Raw genomic sequence first — 14,131 nt, 5'->3', positions numbered from 1 at the left:
CAAACTCTTTATAAAATGGTATCTAAACCAGATTACTCTGAATTTAAATCGCTGTATTCCTCAAAACGCAATCGCTTGCGTCCTTTGAATTACTTGTTTTTTGGAATTTTTTCAGAGCTCCAACAGCTCCAAAAAGGGTTCCTTTCAAGCTTCGATATTGTTCAGTTTTCAAGGTCCTGCTGCACGCCCCCGTTTTGGGGCAGCTCATTTATTATATCGCATGGAGTTGTAAATGTCAACAACTTTTTATGATATTTTTTATTGAGTTTCCCGAATCAGAACGCCGCTTGGGCGCCCCGCAGGAGGGGGTGCAATTTAGTATTATATGGGCTGGATGGGTAAAAGTCAACCCTGTTTTTTACTTTTTCCAAAAAAATTTCGCCGCCGGCATGTTCTTCTTCCATATATAGTGTCTGCTTATTCTCAAAGCTCCATATCTGCTTTTGCTTCTTTTTCCCTCACGGCCAGATCCGCCCCCGCAGCCTGGGCGGCTCCGGGGGCGGCAAACCGTTTGTGTTATAAAAGCCTGTTCTGGGCGGCCACCCAGTCGGCCACCTGCCGTGCTACCGGCGCAATGGCCCCCTGGCGGAACGGAACGGCAAAGCCCGCGGCCTCCACAAGGCCGGCGTAGGTGTCCGTGCCGCCTTTTTTCACCAGCGCCAAATAACGCTGCCAGGCGTCGGCCGGGTCTGCCAGGTGTGCCGCAAAAAATTGCAGCGCCGCCATCTGGGCCAGGCAGTAGTCGATATAATAGAAGGGGTACTCGTAGATGTGCAGCTGCCGCTGCCAGCCCGCGCCGCGCCCGTAAAAGGGCAGGCCGTCAAAATCGTTCCAGGGCCGGTATTTGTGTTCCAGCTCCAGCCAGGCGCGGTTGCGCTCTTCGGGCGTCAGGTGAGGCTGGGCATACGCGATGTGCTGGAATTCATCCACCATGCACCCATAAGGCAAAAAGGTCAGGGCGTCCTGCGCGTGGGAGAGCGCGTATTTTGCCGCAGTGCGCTCGCTGCCCCCAAAGAACAGCCCGTGCCAGGGCGAGGTGAGGAATTCCATCGACATGCTGTGGATCTCGCAGCTCTCCAGCCCGGGGTTCGCCATCTCCCGGCACAGCCCCTGCCTCGCCGCCATCCATCCCTGGAACGCGTGGCCCGCCTCATGGGTGAGCACGTCCACATCGCCGGAGGTGCCGTTGAAGTTGGAAAAGATAAAGGGCGCGCCGTAAGCGGGAATGGTCTCGCAATAGCCCCCCGGCGCCTTGCCGGGCCGGCTCTCCAGATCAAACAGGCCGCCCTCGGTCATAAAGCGGATAAACTCGGCCGTTTCGGGCGCCAGCTCCGAATACATGCGCACCGCCTGGGCCAGCAGCTCGGGCGCGGTACCCACCGGGGTGGGGTTGCCGTCGGCAAAGCTGACCGTTCCGTCGTAGAATTTAGGCTCGGCAATTCCCACCCGGGCAAACTGGTCGGCCATCGCCCGGGCCGCCAGGGGGGTCACGCTCTCGGCCACCTGCCGCCGGAAGCTCTCCACCTCGCCGGGCCCGTACCCCAGCCTCCCCATGCGCAGGTACGAAAGCGGCACATAGTCGGCGTAGCCCAGCGCCCGTCCCTGGGCGTTCCGGTTTTCCACCATCTCGCTATAAATGCCGTCGAATTCCTCCCGGTGGGCGTCAAAAAAGCTCCCCTCCGCCTCAAAGGCGGCGCGGCGGACCGCCCGGTCCAGGCTTTGCTTGTAGGGCCCCAGCTCGGGCAGGGTGAGCGTTTTGCCCTCAAACTGCACCTGGGCGCCGGCATACAGCTTTTGGTACTGGCTGGCCAAAGCGTTCTCCGCCTGCATCAGCCCCAGCACCTGGTCCCCGGCACAGCCCACCGCCACCTGCATCTTTTCCAGCAGCAGCGGGCCATATTCCCGTGCCAGGGCCTCTTTGTGGGGGCTTGCAAGCAGCGCCCGGTAAAAATCCAGCTGGGCGTTGCCCACCCCGGGCGCCGCCTGGTCGAAAAAGTCGTTTTCCGCGTCGTAAAACTCGTCCCGCGTATCCAGGGTATGGCGGATCATGGCAATACATGCCGCGGTGGAAAACTCGTCGTCCAGGGCGGTATGCCGCCGGAACAGCTCTGCCAGCGCCTCCCCGCTCCCGGCGCTCCTCGCGCAGGCGGCCAGCTGCCGGTATTGCCCGGCCACATGGGCCGCGTCGGGGCGGGTATAGGGCATCTCAGAAAATTTCACGGTTACACTTCCCTCTTTCCTTTTGATCGCCGCGCAGCAAAAAGCGCATCTCAATAAAACAGATAGAGCAGCCCCGGCCCCGCAGCTTCGCAGCCGGCCTTTTCTGCATTGCGGCTTGCTTTTATCGCATTACTTTTATGATAGCACGAAACAGGGGGTTGTAAAGCGCGAAACGGGGATTATAATAGAGAGTGCAGAGTAAAAGCCTGCGCGTCAAGTGCCGGCCCGACGGGGAGTTGCGGGGCGGACGAAGGAAAGGGCCTCCGCCCTTTTCCGCGGTGCGGGCTTTGCATCCCGCTGCTGCATAGAGAAAAGGTGCGCGCGGGGGCCCTTGGGGCGTGTTTGCGCGCGCTTCTTGCATGGGGTTCCTTCACCCTCCTTCATTTGTGCGGCATTCCGCAAATGTGAAGGAGGTATTTTTATGCAGTTTCCCCTCAAAACGCAGCTCGTGGGCAGTCTGGAAGAATTCCGCCGTCCCCGCAGTTTGGTGCTGGCAGGCCTTTTAAGCGCCGCGGCGGTGGTGATGGACCGGTTGCTCACCATCCCCGTGAGCCCGGTGCTGGAGATCGGCTTTGCCTTTTTGGCCACTGCCCTGTGCGCCTATCTGTGTGGGCCCTGGGTGGCCGGCACAGCCGGCATTGCAGTGGATATCCTCAGCTACTTTCTGCGGCCCAACGGCGCGTTCTTTTTCGGCTTTACCCTCAATCAGTTCCTGCTGGGCTTCATTTACGGCATGTGGCTTTACAAGCGCCGCCCCAACCCCTGGCTGGCCCTGGGCGCCTGCCTCACGGTCATGGCGCTCATCAATTTTCTGCTCACGCCACTGTGGCTCAACATCATGTACGGCAAGGCGTTTGTGATCTTCAGCGGGGCCAAGATCCTGAAAAACATCATCAAGCTCCCCATCGATGTGGCGCTTTTATACGGCGCGCTCCGCATGGCGCAGCGCGCCGGGCAGCGCCCGGCCGGGGCCTGACAGGCAAAAAACTCTCATCCGGAAAGGCTTCCGGGTGGTCCCACATTATATAACAGCAAGGGCCCCCGGCTTTTCAGCCGGGGGCCCTTGCTGTCGAGGAGGGGTCTCGGGAAAGAAAGAGAGAATCTTACAGCTCTACAGTCGCGGTCTGCTCGGCCATGTGATGCTTCTCGGCATAGCCGGTCAGGATCAGGGTCAGCGCGCCGTCGCCGGTCACGTTGCAGGCGGTGCCGAAGCTGTCCTGCAAAGCGAACACGGCCAGCATCAGGGCGGTGCCGTCCTCGCCGAAGCCCAGAACGCCGGTGATCAGACCCAGGGAAGCCATCACGGTGCCGCCGGGAACGCCGGGCGCGCCGATGGCGAAGATGCCCAGCAGGATGCAGAACAGCACCATGGTGCCCACCGCGGGCAGATGGCCGTACAGCACCTGCGACACGGTCATAACAAAGAACACCTCAGTCAGAACCGAGCCGCACAGATGGATATTGGCAAACAGGGGGATGCCGAAGCTCACCATATCCTTGCGCAGGTTCTTGCTCTTGCCGGCGCACTCCAGGGCCACCGCCAGGGTGGCGGCGCTGGACATGGTGCCCACGGCGGTCAGGTAGGCGGGGCCGTAGTGCTTCAGCACTTCCCAGGGGTTGCGGCCGGAGTAAGCGCCCGCAACGCCGTACAGCACGGCCAGCCAGATGTAGTGGCCCAGCATCACGATCACGATCACGATCAGGAACACAGGCAGCTGCTTGGTGATGGAGCCCTCCCAGGCCAGGCCCAGGAAGGTGGTGGCGATGAAGAAGGGCAGCAGGGGAATGATGACCTTTTTCACGATATCCAGCACGATGTTCTGGAACTCAGCCAAAACAGTGGAGATGGTGCCGGCCTTGGTCCACACGGCAGCCAGGCCGATCAGCACGCTGAACACCAGGGCGCTCATCACGGGCATGATCTGCGGGATGTCCAGCTGGAACGCCACGGCGGGCAGCTCATGCAGGCCTTCCACGCTGTTGGCGATGCTCAGGTGGGGGATGATGCCGAAGCCGGCGCCCATGGACATGAGGGCGGCCAGCACGCTGGAAACGTAAGCGATCACAATGGCAACGCCCAGCATTTTGGTGGCGCTGTTGCCCAGCTTGGTGATGGAGGGGGCGATAAAGCCGATGATGATCAGCGGCACGCAGAAGTTGATCACCTGGCCCATGATGTACTTCAGGGTGACGACGATCTGCATCACGCTGGCGCCCCAGCCCTCGGTGGGAATGACAAGACCCAGAACGATACCGATCGCGATTGCCAGCAGCAGGCGCGCCGGCAGGCTAGTCATAAATTTTTTCATACAAAATTCCTCTCTTTACGTGTCTCTCTGTGTGGTTGGCTGCGATTCTCTCTCTCAACAAAGTGCCTGAATGCGGTTTGCCCCTCCCGCAAAAGGGCTCAGGCTTCCCTTTTATTGAGCATCATTTCCAGAATGGCCGCGTCCATGGGGCCGGACCCTTCGTTGCCCAATTTGGCAAAGTTATCAATAGTATATTCCACATTGTCTTCCACAATGCCGTCGGTGCTTTCCACCCGCACGCCCCGCATGGCCATAAAAGCCGCCTGGAACGCCGCGTTCACGCAGGTGGAGATCTTCAGCGAGCAGTCGGCCTTGGCGCCGTCACACAGCATGCCGGTCACATCGCCGATCATGTTGTGGATGGCGCGGCAGATCTCGTCGTAGCCGCCGCCCAAAAGGTATGTAATGCCGCAGGCCGCGCCCGTGCCCGCCACCGAGGCGCCGCACATGGCCGAAAGCCGCCCGAACTTGGACTTGATGCGGATGGCGATCAGGTTGCTCAGGGTCACGGCCCGCACCATCTTGTCCTCGGGGATCTCCTTCCATTTGGCCAGCGAGACCACCGGCATGGTGGTGGTGATGCCCTGGTTGCCGCTGCCGGAGTTTGCCACCACCGAGAACGGCGCGCCCGCCATGCGCGCGTCGGCGCCCGCGGTGGTAACAATCATCGAGTTGGTCACCATATCGCGGGTCATAACGCCCGCGCGGCAGTTGCGCTCCAGGTTCGGCCCAATGGCCAGGCCGTAGTCCTTTTCCATGCCCCGCTCGCAGATCTCGCCGTTCACCGAGATGGCCGAGCGGATGATGTCGATGGGGTCGTTCATGGGGTCAAGCTCTTTGTCACAGAAGTCGTAGATCTTGCGCACGGTCAAAAACGCCGCAATCTCCTCGGGGGTCACCACGTCGCGGCCGGTGTCCACCGGGGCGTTCGGGTCCGCCTTAAAGACCTCCTTGCCGTCCACCTCCAGCAGCACCAGGTTGGTGTGCAGGTCGGCGATCACAGCGCGGGCCGAGTGGGTGGGGCCGTAAACGGTCACGTCGATGTACAGCTTCTGCGGCACCTTGGCCAGCTCCACATTCACCTTGCCGGTCTCCACCAGCAGCTCGGCGGCCTTGTAAACGTCGGCCGACACGCCGTTGATGACCTCCAGCTTGCGCTCGGGCGCGGCCGCCGCCGCGCCGATGGCGGCCGCATAGGGCATGCCGGTATAGCTTGTGCCGGGAATGCCCGCAGCCATGGCGTTTTTGATGATATTGGTGGAGGCCTTGACCTCCATGCGCTGGATTGCCTCGCCCAGCTTGTTCAGCTCAGCCCCCGCATACGCGCCGGTCAGAGCGATCGCGCCGGGCTCCGTACAGCCTGTGGCCAGTTCCATTTCGCTGTTCAAAATGCGGAAAAACATCGTTTTATCCATATTGCATGCTCTCCTGTTACTTTACTGCGATACATTCGATCTCAAGGGGCGCGCCAAGGGGCAGCTTTGCCACCTGGAATGCGCTGCGGCTGGGGTAGGGCGCCTTAAAGTGCTTCGCATACACCTCGTTCATGCCGGCAAAATCGCCCATATCCGCCAGGAACACCGTGGTTTTTACCACATTTTCCAGCCCCATGCCCTGTTCGGCCAAAATGGCGGACAGGTTTTTCAGGGCCTGCTCGGTCTGCGCTGCAATTCCCTCGGGGATCTTGCCCGTGGCCGGGTCTACCGGAAGCTGGCCGGACACAAACACCATCCCGCCCGAAACGATGCCCTGGGAGTACGGCCCAATGGCGGCCGGGGCTCCCGCCGTGCTGATCGGCTCTTTCATCACTCTCATCTCCTACTCTGTCCATTTGGGGCGTCCTGCACGGATTCCCCTGTTTCTACGCTCATTGTAGTCGCTTTGGCGGCGAGTGTCAATAATTTATCACCACGATAAATAATTATTATCACTTTGCCGAACAATTTGTTGCTAATTTGTGAACTATGCCTATAGATTTTTCTTCTTTTTTCGTTATACTCTTCCTTTTGTTCCAAAAAAGCCCATTCCGAAAGAAAAACAATTGTGCCCTCTGCCCTAATATTTCTTTCAGGGGCCTGCCTGTTCAGGCGTCCGCCCCACCATTGCATACAAAGGCTCCCTCCCTTTTGCAGGGCGGGGCGGGCGCCCTTCGGGCGTTTTTTCACCGCTGCCGGCCAAAAATGGGCCGCTTGCATTGCCGCGGGGGGTATGTTATACTTTTTTACAATAATAAATTTTTCTCAGTATTGCGGGAAAAGAGGCGAAGCCGAGTGCACTTTTTATTGGAACAGTATAAAGTGATGGTGGAATTTTTGGGCCAGGCCCTGGGCGGCGACTACGAGGTGGTGCTGCACGATCTGAGCGAGGGGCACAACGCCATCGTGGCCATTGCCAACGGCGGGATCAGCGGCCGGGGCGTCGGTGCGCCCCTCACCAACATGGCGCTGCGTTTTCTGGCCGACCGGGAATACGAGCGTCACGATTACAAGGTGGGCTACCGGGGCGTTTCCCGCGCCAAGACCGAGCTTCATTCCTCCACCATGTTCATCAAGGACGAGGCGGGTCGGCTGATCGGTATGCTGTGCGTCAATTTCGACCCCGCCCACTGTGTGCAGGCGGCCAACGCGGTGCTGGCGCTCTGCGGCCTGCCCGGCATGAGCCTGCAGGCGGGCGAGGACGCGGGCGCCTCGGCCGGCACCGAGACCTTTGTGGGCAGCGTGCCGGATGCGGTGCGCAGCGCCATCGAAGAGGTGACCGGCGCCACGGGCGTGCCCGCCAGCCGCCTGACCATGGAAGAAAAGATCCGCATTGTGGACGCCCTGAACCAGGGGGGCCTTTTTTATCTGAAAGGCGCGGTGAGCGAGGTGGCGGCGCAGCTGGGTTCCAGCGAAGCCACCGTCTACCGGTATCTCAGCAAGCTGAAAAGCTGAAAAAGCGGCTGCTGCGTGAACGCAGCAGCCGCTTTTGATTTGTTTCACCCGGCGATCGTCTCCCACAAGAGGTTGCCCAGCAAAAGGCACAGCACGCACAGCATCATGGGGCGTATGAACTTGGCGCCCTTTTTCAGCGCAAAGCCGCTGCCCAGCAAATGCCCCAGCACCCCAAACACCGCCGCGGGCAGCGCCACCGCGTACAGCACCTTGCCCGCCAGCACCACCGTGATCACCGACGCGTAATTGCTTGCCAGGTTCAAAAGCTTTGCGTTGCCCGAAGCGCTGCGCAAGTCATAGCCCATCAGGGCCGAAAAGGCCAGGATGGCAAAGGTGCCGGTGCCCGGGCCGATCAGCCCGTCGTACCCGCCGATGAAAAAGCCGATGCCCAGCGCCAGCGCCCACTTTTTGCCCGGCGCCAGTTCGCCCGAGCGGTCCGCCTCCGGCAGGCTGCGCCGCGCCAGGATCACCACCGCCGCCACCGGCAGCATGACCAGCAAAATGATCTTCAGCGCCCTGTCCGGCAAAAAAAGGACCGCCCGGCTGGCGATCCCGCTGCCCACAAAGCTGGCCGCGGCAGCCAGCAGCCCCACCTTCAGCTCCAGCGCGCCGCTTTTGAAAAAACGGGCGGTGGAAAAGCTGGTCCCAATGGCCGAGGAGAGCTTGTTGCAGCCGTACACATAATGCATGGGGATGCCGGTTGCCATATAAGCGGGCAGGGCGATCAGCCCGCCGCCGCCCGCCGCCGCGTCCACAAAGCCCGCCAGGCCCACCAGCAGGCACAAAAAGATCATGGCGGGCAGCGGCAGGGTGGTCAATACAGACATTTGTTTCACTTCCCGGAGTTTGTGGGGGCGCGGGCATTTTTGCCAAATTCTGCGCGCCTTTTAGACGATACCACAAACCCGCCCGCCGTGCAAGAGAAAAAACCGCCCTTTTAAAAAACGTGCGGGGCATTCCGAACAGAATGCCCCGCACGGCGCCGTCAGGCCCCGTATACCTTTTCTCCCGCTTTGTAGGTGGCCTCCACCCGCACCGAGCGCAGCTCTTCGGGGGGCACTGCGGTGGGGTCGGCCGACAGCACCGCCAGGTCCGCCGTTTTGCCCGGGGTGATGCTGCCCTTCACGGCCTCCTCGTGGTATTGGTAAGCCCCGTATACCGTAAGGCCCCGCAGCGCTTCCAGCGCGCTCACCTGCTGGCCCGCCGCCAGGCTCTCGCCGCCCTTGGTGCGCCGGTTCACCGCGCAGTACAAAATATCCATACAGTCCGGCGGCAGCACCGGCGAATCCATATGGAAAGTGTAGGGTATCCCAAGGCGCACCGTGTCCGCCACCGGGCTGATGTTCCGGGCCCTCTCCCTGCCGAAATTGCGGATATGCGTGTCTCCCCAGTACCAGGTGTGGGCCACGAAATAGCTGGGGATGATACCCGCCGCCTTCACCGCAGGCAGCTGGTCCGGCCGAAGGAGCTGGGCGTGGATCATCACGTTGCGCTGGGTGCTGGGCACAGTGTGGGCGGCAAGGAACTGGGCCGCCGCCGCATCCCCGTTGCAGTGGCACAGCAGCTGCATCCCCTCGGCCCGGGCTGCCTCCACGAACTCCCGCACCTGGCTGTCGGTGTAAATGGGGTAGCCCACATAGCCCGCCTCGCCGCCGAGATAAGGCGCTGTGACCCAGGCGGTGCGGCCCTGGGGGCTGCCGTCCAGAAAAATTTTGTAGCCGCCTATTTTGAACCGGCCGCTGTATTGCTGCCGGAACTCCGGCAGCTGCCCGGGCAGGCCGGCGTTCGCTTTCATGTCGCAGTAGCCCACCACGTCCAGCGCCAGCTCGCCGGCCCGGGCCGCCTGTGCCAGCACCCCCGCCTCGGCCTGTTTCATAAAGCCGTCCTGCGCCGTGGTGATGCCGTAGCTCAGGTAAACCTGTTGGCCGCGGCGCAGCAGCTCCCGGCCATCCCCCGGGCCGGCGGGCATGGCTTTGGCCACCATTTCCGAAAAGGCCAGCTCCTCCAGGTATCCGCTGGGCTCTCCCGTCTCGTCCCGGCCGATCCGCCCGCCCTGCGGATCCGGCGTCTGGCGGGTAACGCCCATCTGCCCCAGAACAAGGCTGCTCACGCAGCCCATGTGGCCGCTGGCATGCCCCAAAACCACCGGGTACCCCGGCAGCGCGGCGTCCAAAAACTGCCGGGTGGGGTGGGCGCGGCCGGGCAGATCGTTGTTGTCGTAACCGGTGCCGATCACCGGCGTGCCCGGCGCAAGGCCGTTGTCGCGCACAAACTCCCGCAGCCGCCGGGCGATCTCGTCCAGGCTGGCGGCGCCGGTCAGGCTCGCATACTGCAGGCTGTTGGCGAACTGCACGATATGGCTGTGGGCGTCGATAAAGCCGGGCAGCAGCGCCCGCCCTTCCAGGTCCACAGGCTCTGCCCCGGGGGCCGCGCACCGCAGCGCTTCCAGCGGCCCCACTGCCGCAATGCGCTCCCCCCTTACCAGAACCGCCTCAGGGCGCATGCACGCCTCGTCCATGGTGAGCACCGGGCCGCCGTAAAACAGTTTTTCCCGTTCCTTGTACATAAAAAATCACATCCTTGTGGTGGATAGGATACCACAGGGATGTGAATAAATTATACGTTCTGTGCAAACTCTTCTGCCACGCCCGCCTTGCGCAGCGCAAGCACACACTGCTGCGCCGCATAGCGGGTGATGGTTTCGCCCAATTCGGGGGTGGCGGCGCGCGGGTCGAAGCGCACGGTAAAATCGCCGCTGCCGCTGCCGCCCGCGTCGGCGATCCCCCAGTCCGCGTAAAAAAGGGGCTGGGGCGCGGCGGGCAGCCGGGTAAGCTCCACCGCATCGGGCCGCAGGTACTGCATAATGGCGGTCTCGGCCAGGCCCGCATGGCCAAGGCCCGCGCCGCACCCCTCAAACAGGGCGGTCACCGCCGCAGCCCGGGCGCCGTACTGCGTTTCACAGCGGGCGCACTGGCGGGCCAATATCTCCTTTTGCACAGCTGCCGCATGCCCATTGATCACGGCCAGGTGCAAAAAGCCCACGCCGCACAAAAGGTCCAGCTGTGCCGCAATGATCTGTTCAAACAGTTCCGGTGGCCAGTAAAAGCTGGGCAGGCTGTTGGCCGGAAAATCCATTCCCTTGACCCGGGCGTTCTCCGGCAGGCCCAAGCGGGCCAGGCTCTGGGCGCTGCGATAGGTCTCGGTCCCGATGTACAGGGGCGGGTACACCGCGCCGCCGGTCACCGCCGCGGCTCCCAGAGCCACCGCATAGGCGTTGCAGGCGTCCACCCCCATGCCCATGTGCGGGCCATGCCACTCCATGGAGCCCACCGGCAGGTAGATCGGCTGTTCCCGCCGCTGCACCTCCAGCAGCTCATGGGGCAGCAGCTCTTCAAATTTCAGTGTGCGCATGTCTGTATCCGCCCCTTTCCTGTGCCGCTTCTCAACCTTTTACCGCACCCGAGGTAAGCCCCTGGATGAAGTATCGCTGCAGGAATACAAAGATAATGGTCACCGGCACAGCCGCCACGATGGAGGCCGCCATCATGGAGCCCCAGTTGGTGGAGCCCATGCCCAAAAAGGTCATCACCAGGCCCGAGGCCAGGGTGCGGCGGGCGTTGTCGGTCACCAGCGTCATTGAATAGAGCAGGTCGTTCCAGCTCCACACAAAGCCGTAGATGGCAATGCTGATCATGCCGGGCACCGCCATGGGGAAGATGATCTGCAACATAATGCGCAGATGCCCCGCACCGTCGATCTTCGCGCTTTCGATCAGCGCGTCCGGCAGCTGGTCAAAGTAACTTTTCAGGGTCCAGGTGCCCACCGGCAGGGTGAACACCACATAGCTGATCAGCAGCGCCCAATAGCTGCCCAGCAGGCCCACCTTCTGCATCAGCGAATAGATCGACAGCAGCAGGATCGCCTGCGGAAACGCCTGGCTCATCATGAACATGCCCATCACGAACTTGCGCCCCCGGTAGCGGAACTTGGAAAAGCTGTAACCCGCAAAGGCGCACACGAGAGTGGCCATAAAGCTCGAGCCAAACGAAACGATCAGGCTGTTTTTTAAATAGTTCATGATCTTGGCGTCGGTCACGATGTGCCGGATGTTGTCCAGCGTTTTGGTCCCGGTAAAAAAGCTCAGGGTAAAAGTTTCGGCAGTGGGCTTCAGGGCTGTATTGATCATCCACAGCAGCGGCAGAAATACAAAGCAGCCAATCGCGACCAGCGATACCCAGAAGAACACCCGAAACCCAACGGTTTTTTGAAACATCGTTTTCCCTCCCTTTTCCACTCAGTCGGAATCGCGCACTTGGCGCAGATAGATAATGCTGAAACAGGCCAGCAGCACCGCCCAGATCGTGCCCACCGTGGCCGCCTTGCCCATGTTCCAGTTCTTAAACGCGGTGGCATACACCTCGATGGACAGGGTCGTGGTGGCCCGGGCCGGGCCGCCCTGCACCATGGTCCAGGGCAGGTCAAAATGCTGCAGATTCCCCACGGTGCCCATCACCAGCACCAGCGTAACGATGGAGCGCATGCTTGGCAGAATGATCTTGGTGAAACTCTTCCAGTTGCCCGCGCCGTCAATGCGCGCCGCCTCCAGCTGATCCATTGGCACCCCCTGCAGCCCGCCCAGCAAAAAGGCCATGTACCAGGGCAGCATTTGCCAGGTGCGGGCAACGACCACGCAAAGCAGTGCGGTGCCCGTCTGGCCCAGCCAGGCCGTGCTGCCCGCACCGCCCAGCGCCTTGAGCACACCGTTCAACACACCGTACTGGCCATTGAAGATCCAGCTCCACAAAAAGCCGATGGCAATGCCGGGGATAATCCAATTCACCAGCGTGATGCCCCGCAGCAGCTCGCTGCCCCGGAAGCCTTGGTTCAGCAGGATGGCCCAGATAAACCCCAGCACAAAGGGCACTACCGTGGCCAGCGCCACAAACAAAAAAGTGGTGAACATAGTCTTGGGAAAATAGGGATCGGTAAATACCTTTATATAGTTTTCCAGCCCCACGAAGCGGGTATTGGGATCGATCATCGACTTGTTGGTAAAGGACATCAGGATCGCGTCAATGAACGGGTACAAAATGACCGCGATGAACACGGCCAGCCCGGGGATGATGAGCAGCACACCCATCTGTCGGTCGGTCAAGCCTTTGCGGCGCAAATTTTTCATGGGAGCTTCCTCCTTTTTCACATGGTTTACAGCGCTCAGTACCCCGCGCCTGCCGTCCTGCAGGCGCGGGCCGCTCAGGGCTGCAAGCCCCATTCGGGGCCCCGCCGCTTTCGGCAGTGGGGCCCCGGTCGCTCCTTGGTCAGCAATGTAAGGCTGCGCGTTTCTTTACACTCAGGTGGCAGCTTTAATGCGGGCCGCCGCGTCGTCCAGCGCCTGCTGTGAGGTCTTTTGCCCCAGCAGTGCATACTGGATCTCCTCGGTGATGATGGTTTTGATCTCACCGGAGTTGGTCATGCGGGCGGTTTCTTCCAGGCGGGCGGTTGCGGTGGACTCAATGAAGGTCTTGATATAGGCGTCATTGGTCACGGTGTCGCTGGCCGCCGCGCTTTTGGTCACCGGGGGGTAGCCCGCGTTGATAAAGTAGTCCAGGGCCACCTCGTCGCTGTTGAGCACCTTGGCAAGTTCGGCCGCCTGCTCTTTGTACTGGGAATTTTCATACACCACCAGCATGGAGCCCCACTGCACGGCCTGGGGTTTGTCTCCGGCCTTTACCACCGGGCGCAGCATGGCGCTGCACACATCCACCACCTTGTCCGGCGCAACGCCATTGGAAACGATCTGGCTCTTGGCCACCACCGCGTCGTCGTAAAAGGCCACCTTGCCCTGGGCAAACATCTGCCGTGCTTCCGAGCGGCCCACATCCATGGTCACATAACCTTTGGCCAACATGTCTTTATACCAGTCCAGTGCCTGCACGCCCGCCTCGTTGTTCAGAATGATCTCACCATTTTCATCCCAGATGCCGCCGCCATAGGTCCACAGCCAGGGCACAAAGTCGGCGCCGCAGGTCACGTCTTTGGTGCTCAGCGCGTAGGGGATGATGGTGGGGTCGTAGGCCTTGATGTCGGCCATGCACTGCTCAAACTCCGCCAGGGTGGCGGGGGCCTTCTCCCAGCCTGCGGCGGCCAGGATCTCCGGATTATAGACCATGGTCAGGGCGGCCATGCTCCAGGGCATCCCCAGCTGCTTGCCGCCGATGTTGCCCACCGCCAGGGCCGATTCCTCAAAGTTTTCCTTCAGGTACTCCTCGCCCACAATGTCGTTCCAGTCGGCCAAAACGCCCGCCTGGGCCAAGGTGTTGAAAATCGTGATGTCCGCCTGCGAGATATCCAGCTGTTCCCCACCCTGGGCCCGGATGAGCAGCTGCTGGGCGGCGTCGTTCCAGGTAAAGCCCACCCAGGTCACCTCGTCTCCGGTCTGGCTTCGGTAGGCGTCCATCATTCGCTGAAAGATGGGCTTCGACGCCTCCTCCTCGCCGGACCAGCCGGCCCACACGATGTTCACTGGCTCTGTGGAGCCAGTGCCGCTGCCGGCAGCGGGCCCGGAGGCCGGGGTAGAGGCGGGCGCAGAGCCGCAGCCCGCCAGGGCCGCGCTCAGCATAAGCCCGCCCAGGCCGAGTGCAAGAATGTTGCGCAGTTTCATGGTATTCTTTC

14 protein-coding genes and 1 riboswitch are annotated in these 14,131 nt (G+C 61.4%); of the genes, 2 read left to right on the top strand and 12 right to left on the bottom strand.

Annotation, left to right across the window (positions count from 1 at the left end; genetic code table 11):
* Positions 1–275: 275 nt before the first annotated feature.
* Both ACMLHZ_RS04820 and ACMLHZ_RS04815 read right to left on the bottom strand, forming a co-directional pair.
* On the bottom strand, positions 276–404 hold the full coding sequence (locus ACMLHZ_RS04820; RefSeq protein ID WP_418666660.1) for a hypothetical protein: 129 nt from the start codon (positions 402–404) through the stop codon (positions 276–278).
* Between the two features lie 112 nt (positions 405–516).
* The gene (locus tag ACMLHZ_RS04815; protein WP_418666659.1) at positions 517–2,220 is read right to left on the bottom strand and encodes a M3 family oligoendopeptidase; all 1,704 of its coding nucleotides are present in this window, start codon (positions 2,218–2,220) and stop codon (positions 517–519) included.
* 192 nt (positions 2,221–2,412) lie between these two features.
* Positions 2,413–2,522, top strand: a riboswitch (THF riboswitch).
* Between the two features lie 119 nt (positions 2,523–2,641).
* Between ACMLHZ_RS04815 and ACMLHZ_RS04810 the strand changes: the two genes are divergently transcribed.
* Entirely contained in the window at positions 2,642–3,196 is a 555-nt protein-coding gene (locus tag ACMLHZ_RS04810) for a folate family ECF transporter S component (protein WP_418666658.1), read from the top strand.
* Positions 3,197–3,323: 127 nt separating this feature from the next.
* Here the strand turns inward: ACMLHZ_RS04810 and ACMLHZ_RS04805 are convergent, their stop codons facing one another.
* The 4 genes from ACMLHZ_RS04805 to ACMLHZ_RS04790 all read right to left on the bottom strand — a co-directional run bounded on the left by ACMLHZ_RS04805 (position 3,324) and on the right by ACMLHZ_RS04790 (position 6,637).
* Positions 3,324–4,529, bottom strand: coding sequence for a dicarboxylate/amino acid:cation symporter (locus tag ACMLHZ_RS04805; RefSeq protein ID WP_418666657.1), 1,206 nt, complete (start codon positions 4,527–4,529; stop codon positions 3,324–3,326).
* 98 nt (positions 4,530–4,627) lie between these two features.
* Positions 4,628–5,944: a serine dehydratase subunit alpha family protein gene (locus tag ACMLHZ_RS04800; RefSeq protein ID WP_418666656.1), complete on the bottom strand. Its 1,317-nt coding sequence runs from the start codon at positions 5,942–5,944 to the stop codon at positions 4,628–4,630.
* 16 nt (positions 5,945–5,960) lie between these two features.
* Positions 5,961–6,335 carry a RidA family protein gene (locus ACMLHZ_RS04795; RefSeq protein ID WP_418666655.1) on the bottom strand — a complete coding sequence of 125 codons (375 nt, stop codon included), beginning with the start codon at positions 6,333–6,335 and terminating at the stop codon, positions 5,961–5,963.
* Positions 6,336–6,340: 5 nt separating this feature from the next.
* The gene (locus ACMLHZ_RS04790; RefSeq protein WP_418666654.1) at positions 6,341–6,637 is read right to left on the bottom strand and encodes a hypothetical protein; all 297 of its coding nucleotides are present in this window, start codon (positions 6,635–6,637) and stop codon (positions 6,341–6,343) included.
* A 162-nt stretch (positions 6,638–6,799) separates the two neighbouring features.
* Between ACMLHZ_RS04790 and ACMLHZ_RS04785 the strand changes: the two genes are divergently transcribed.
* Complete coding sequence (locus ACMLHZ_RS04785) at positions 6,800–7,459, top strand: helix-turn-helix transcriptional regulator (protein WP_418666653.1); 660 nt, start codon at positions 6,800–6,802, stop codon at positions 7,457–7,459.
* Positions 7,460–7,503: 44 nt separating this feature from the next.
* Here the strand turns inward: ACMLHZ_RS04785 and ACMLHZ_RS04780 are convergent, their stop codons facing one another.
* From ACMLHZ_RS04780 to ACMLHZ_RS04755, 6 genes are all read right to left on the bottom strand, one after another.
* Positions 7,504–8,286, bottom strand: a complete 783-nt coding sequence (locus tag ACMLHZ_RS04780) for a sulfite exporter TauE/SafE family protein (protein WP_418666652.1) — start codon at positions 8,284–8,286, stop codon at positions 7,504–7,506.
* Between the two features lie 158 nt (positions 8,287–8,444).
* Positions 8,445–10,025, bottom strand: coding sequence for an amidohydrolase (locus tag ACMLHZ_RS04775; protein ID WP_418666651.1), 1,581 nt, complete (start codon positions 10,023–10,025; stop codon positions 8,445–8,447).
* Between the two features lie 50 nt (positions 10,026–10,075).
* Positions 10,076–10,870, bottom strand: coding sequence for a creatininase family protein (locus ACMLHZ_RS04770; RefSeq protein WP_418666650.1), 795 nt, complete (start codon positions 10,868–10,870; stop codon positions 10,076–10,078).
* Between the two features lie 31 nt (positions 10,871–10,901).
* Entirely contained in the window at positions 10,902–11,732 is an 831-nt protein-coding gene (locus tag ACMLHZ_RS04765) for a carbohydrate ABC transporter permease (RefSeq protein WP_418666649.1), read from the bottom strand.
* A 21-nt stretch (positions 11,733–11,753) separates the two neighbouring features.
* Entirely contained in the window at positions 11,754–12,638 is an 885-nt protein-coding gene (locus tag ACMLHZ_RS04760) for a carbohydrate ABC transporter permease (protein WP_418666648.1), read from the bottom strand.
* Positions 12,639–12,809: 171 nt separating this feature from the next.
* Entirely contained in the window at positions 12,810–14,120 is a 1,311-nt protein-coding gene (locus tag ACMLHZ_RS04755; RefSeq protein ID WP_418666647.1) for an ABC transporter substrate-binding protein, read from the bottom strand.
* Positions 14,121–14,131: the final 11 nt, after the last annotated feature.

The organism is Allofournierella sp. (assembly GCF_048388525.1).
Lineage (GTDB): Bacteria > Bacillota > Clostridia > Oscillospirales > Ruminococcaceae > BQOK01.
This window is presented reverse-complemented; position numbering and strand designations above follow the sequence as displayed.

Excerpts from the sequence above, each read along its gene's own strand:
- ACMLHZ_RS04820 (WP_418666660.1), bottom strand. The coding sequence starts at position 404 with ATGGAAGAAGAACATGCCGGCGGCGAAATTTTTTTGGAAAAAGTAAAA.
- ACMLHZ_RS04810 (WP_418666658.1), top strand. The coding sequence starts at position 2,642 with ATGCAGTTTCCCCTCAAAACGCAGCTCGTGGGCAGTCTGGAAGAATTC.
- ACMLHZ_RS04805 (WP_418666657.1), bottom strand. The coding sequence starts at position 4,529 with ATGAAAAAATTTATGACTAGCCTGCCGGCGCGCCTGCTGCTGGCAATC.
- ACMLHZ_RS04800 (WP_418666656.1), bottom strand. The coding sequence starts at position 5,944 with ATGGATAAAACGATGTTTTTCCGCATTTTGAACAGCGAAATGGAACTG.
- ACMLHZ_RS04795 (WP_418666655.1), bottom strand. The coding sequence starts at position 6,335 with ATGAAAGAGCCGATCAGCACGGCGGGAGCCCCGGCCGCCATTGGGCCG.
- ACMLHZ_RS04790 (WP_418666654.1), bottom strand. The coding sequence starts at position 6,637 with ATGCAATGGTGGGGCGGACGCCTGAACAGGCAGGCCCCTGAAAGAAAT.
- ACMLHZ_RS04780 (WP_418666652.1), bottom strand. The coding sequence starts at position 8,286 with ATGTCTGTATTGACCACCCTGCCGCTGCCCGCCATGATCTTTTTGTGC.
- ACMLHZ_RS04775 (WP_418666651.1), bottom strand. The coding sequence starts at position 10,025 with ATGTACAAGGAACGGGAAAAACTGTTTTACGGCGGCCCGGTGCTCACC.
- ACMLHZ_RS04770 (WP_418666650.1), bottom strand. The coding sequence starts at position 10,870 with ATGCGCACACTGAAATTTGAAGAGCTGCTGCCCCATGAGCTGCTGGAG.
- ACMLHZ_RS04765 (WP_418666649.1), bottom strand. The coding sequence starts at position 11,732 with ATGTTTCAAAAAACCGTTGGGTTTCGGGTGTTCTTCTGGGTATCGCTG.
- ACMLHZ_RS04760 (WP_418666648.1), bottom strand. The coding sequence starts at position 12,638 with ATGAAAAATTTGCGCCGCAAAGGCTTGACCGACCGACAGATGGGTGTG.
- ACMLHZ_RS04755 (WP_418666647.1), bottom strand. The coding sequence starts at position 14,120 with ATGAAACTGCGCAACATTCTTGCACTCGGCCTGGGCGGGCTTATGCTG.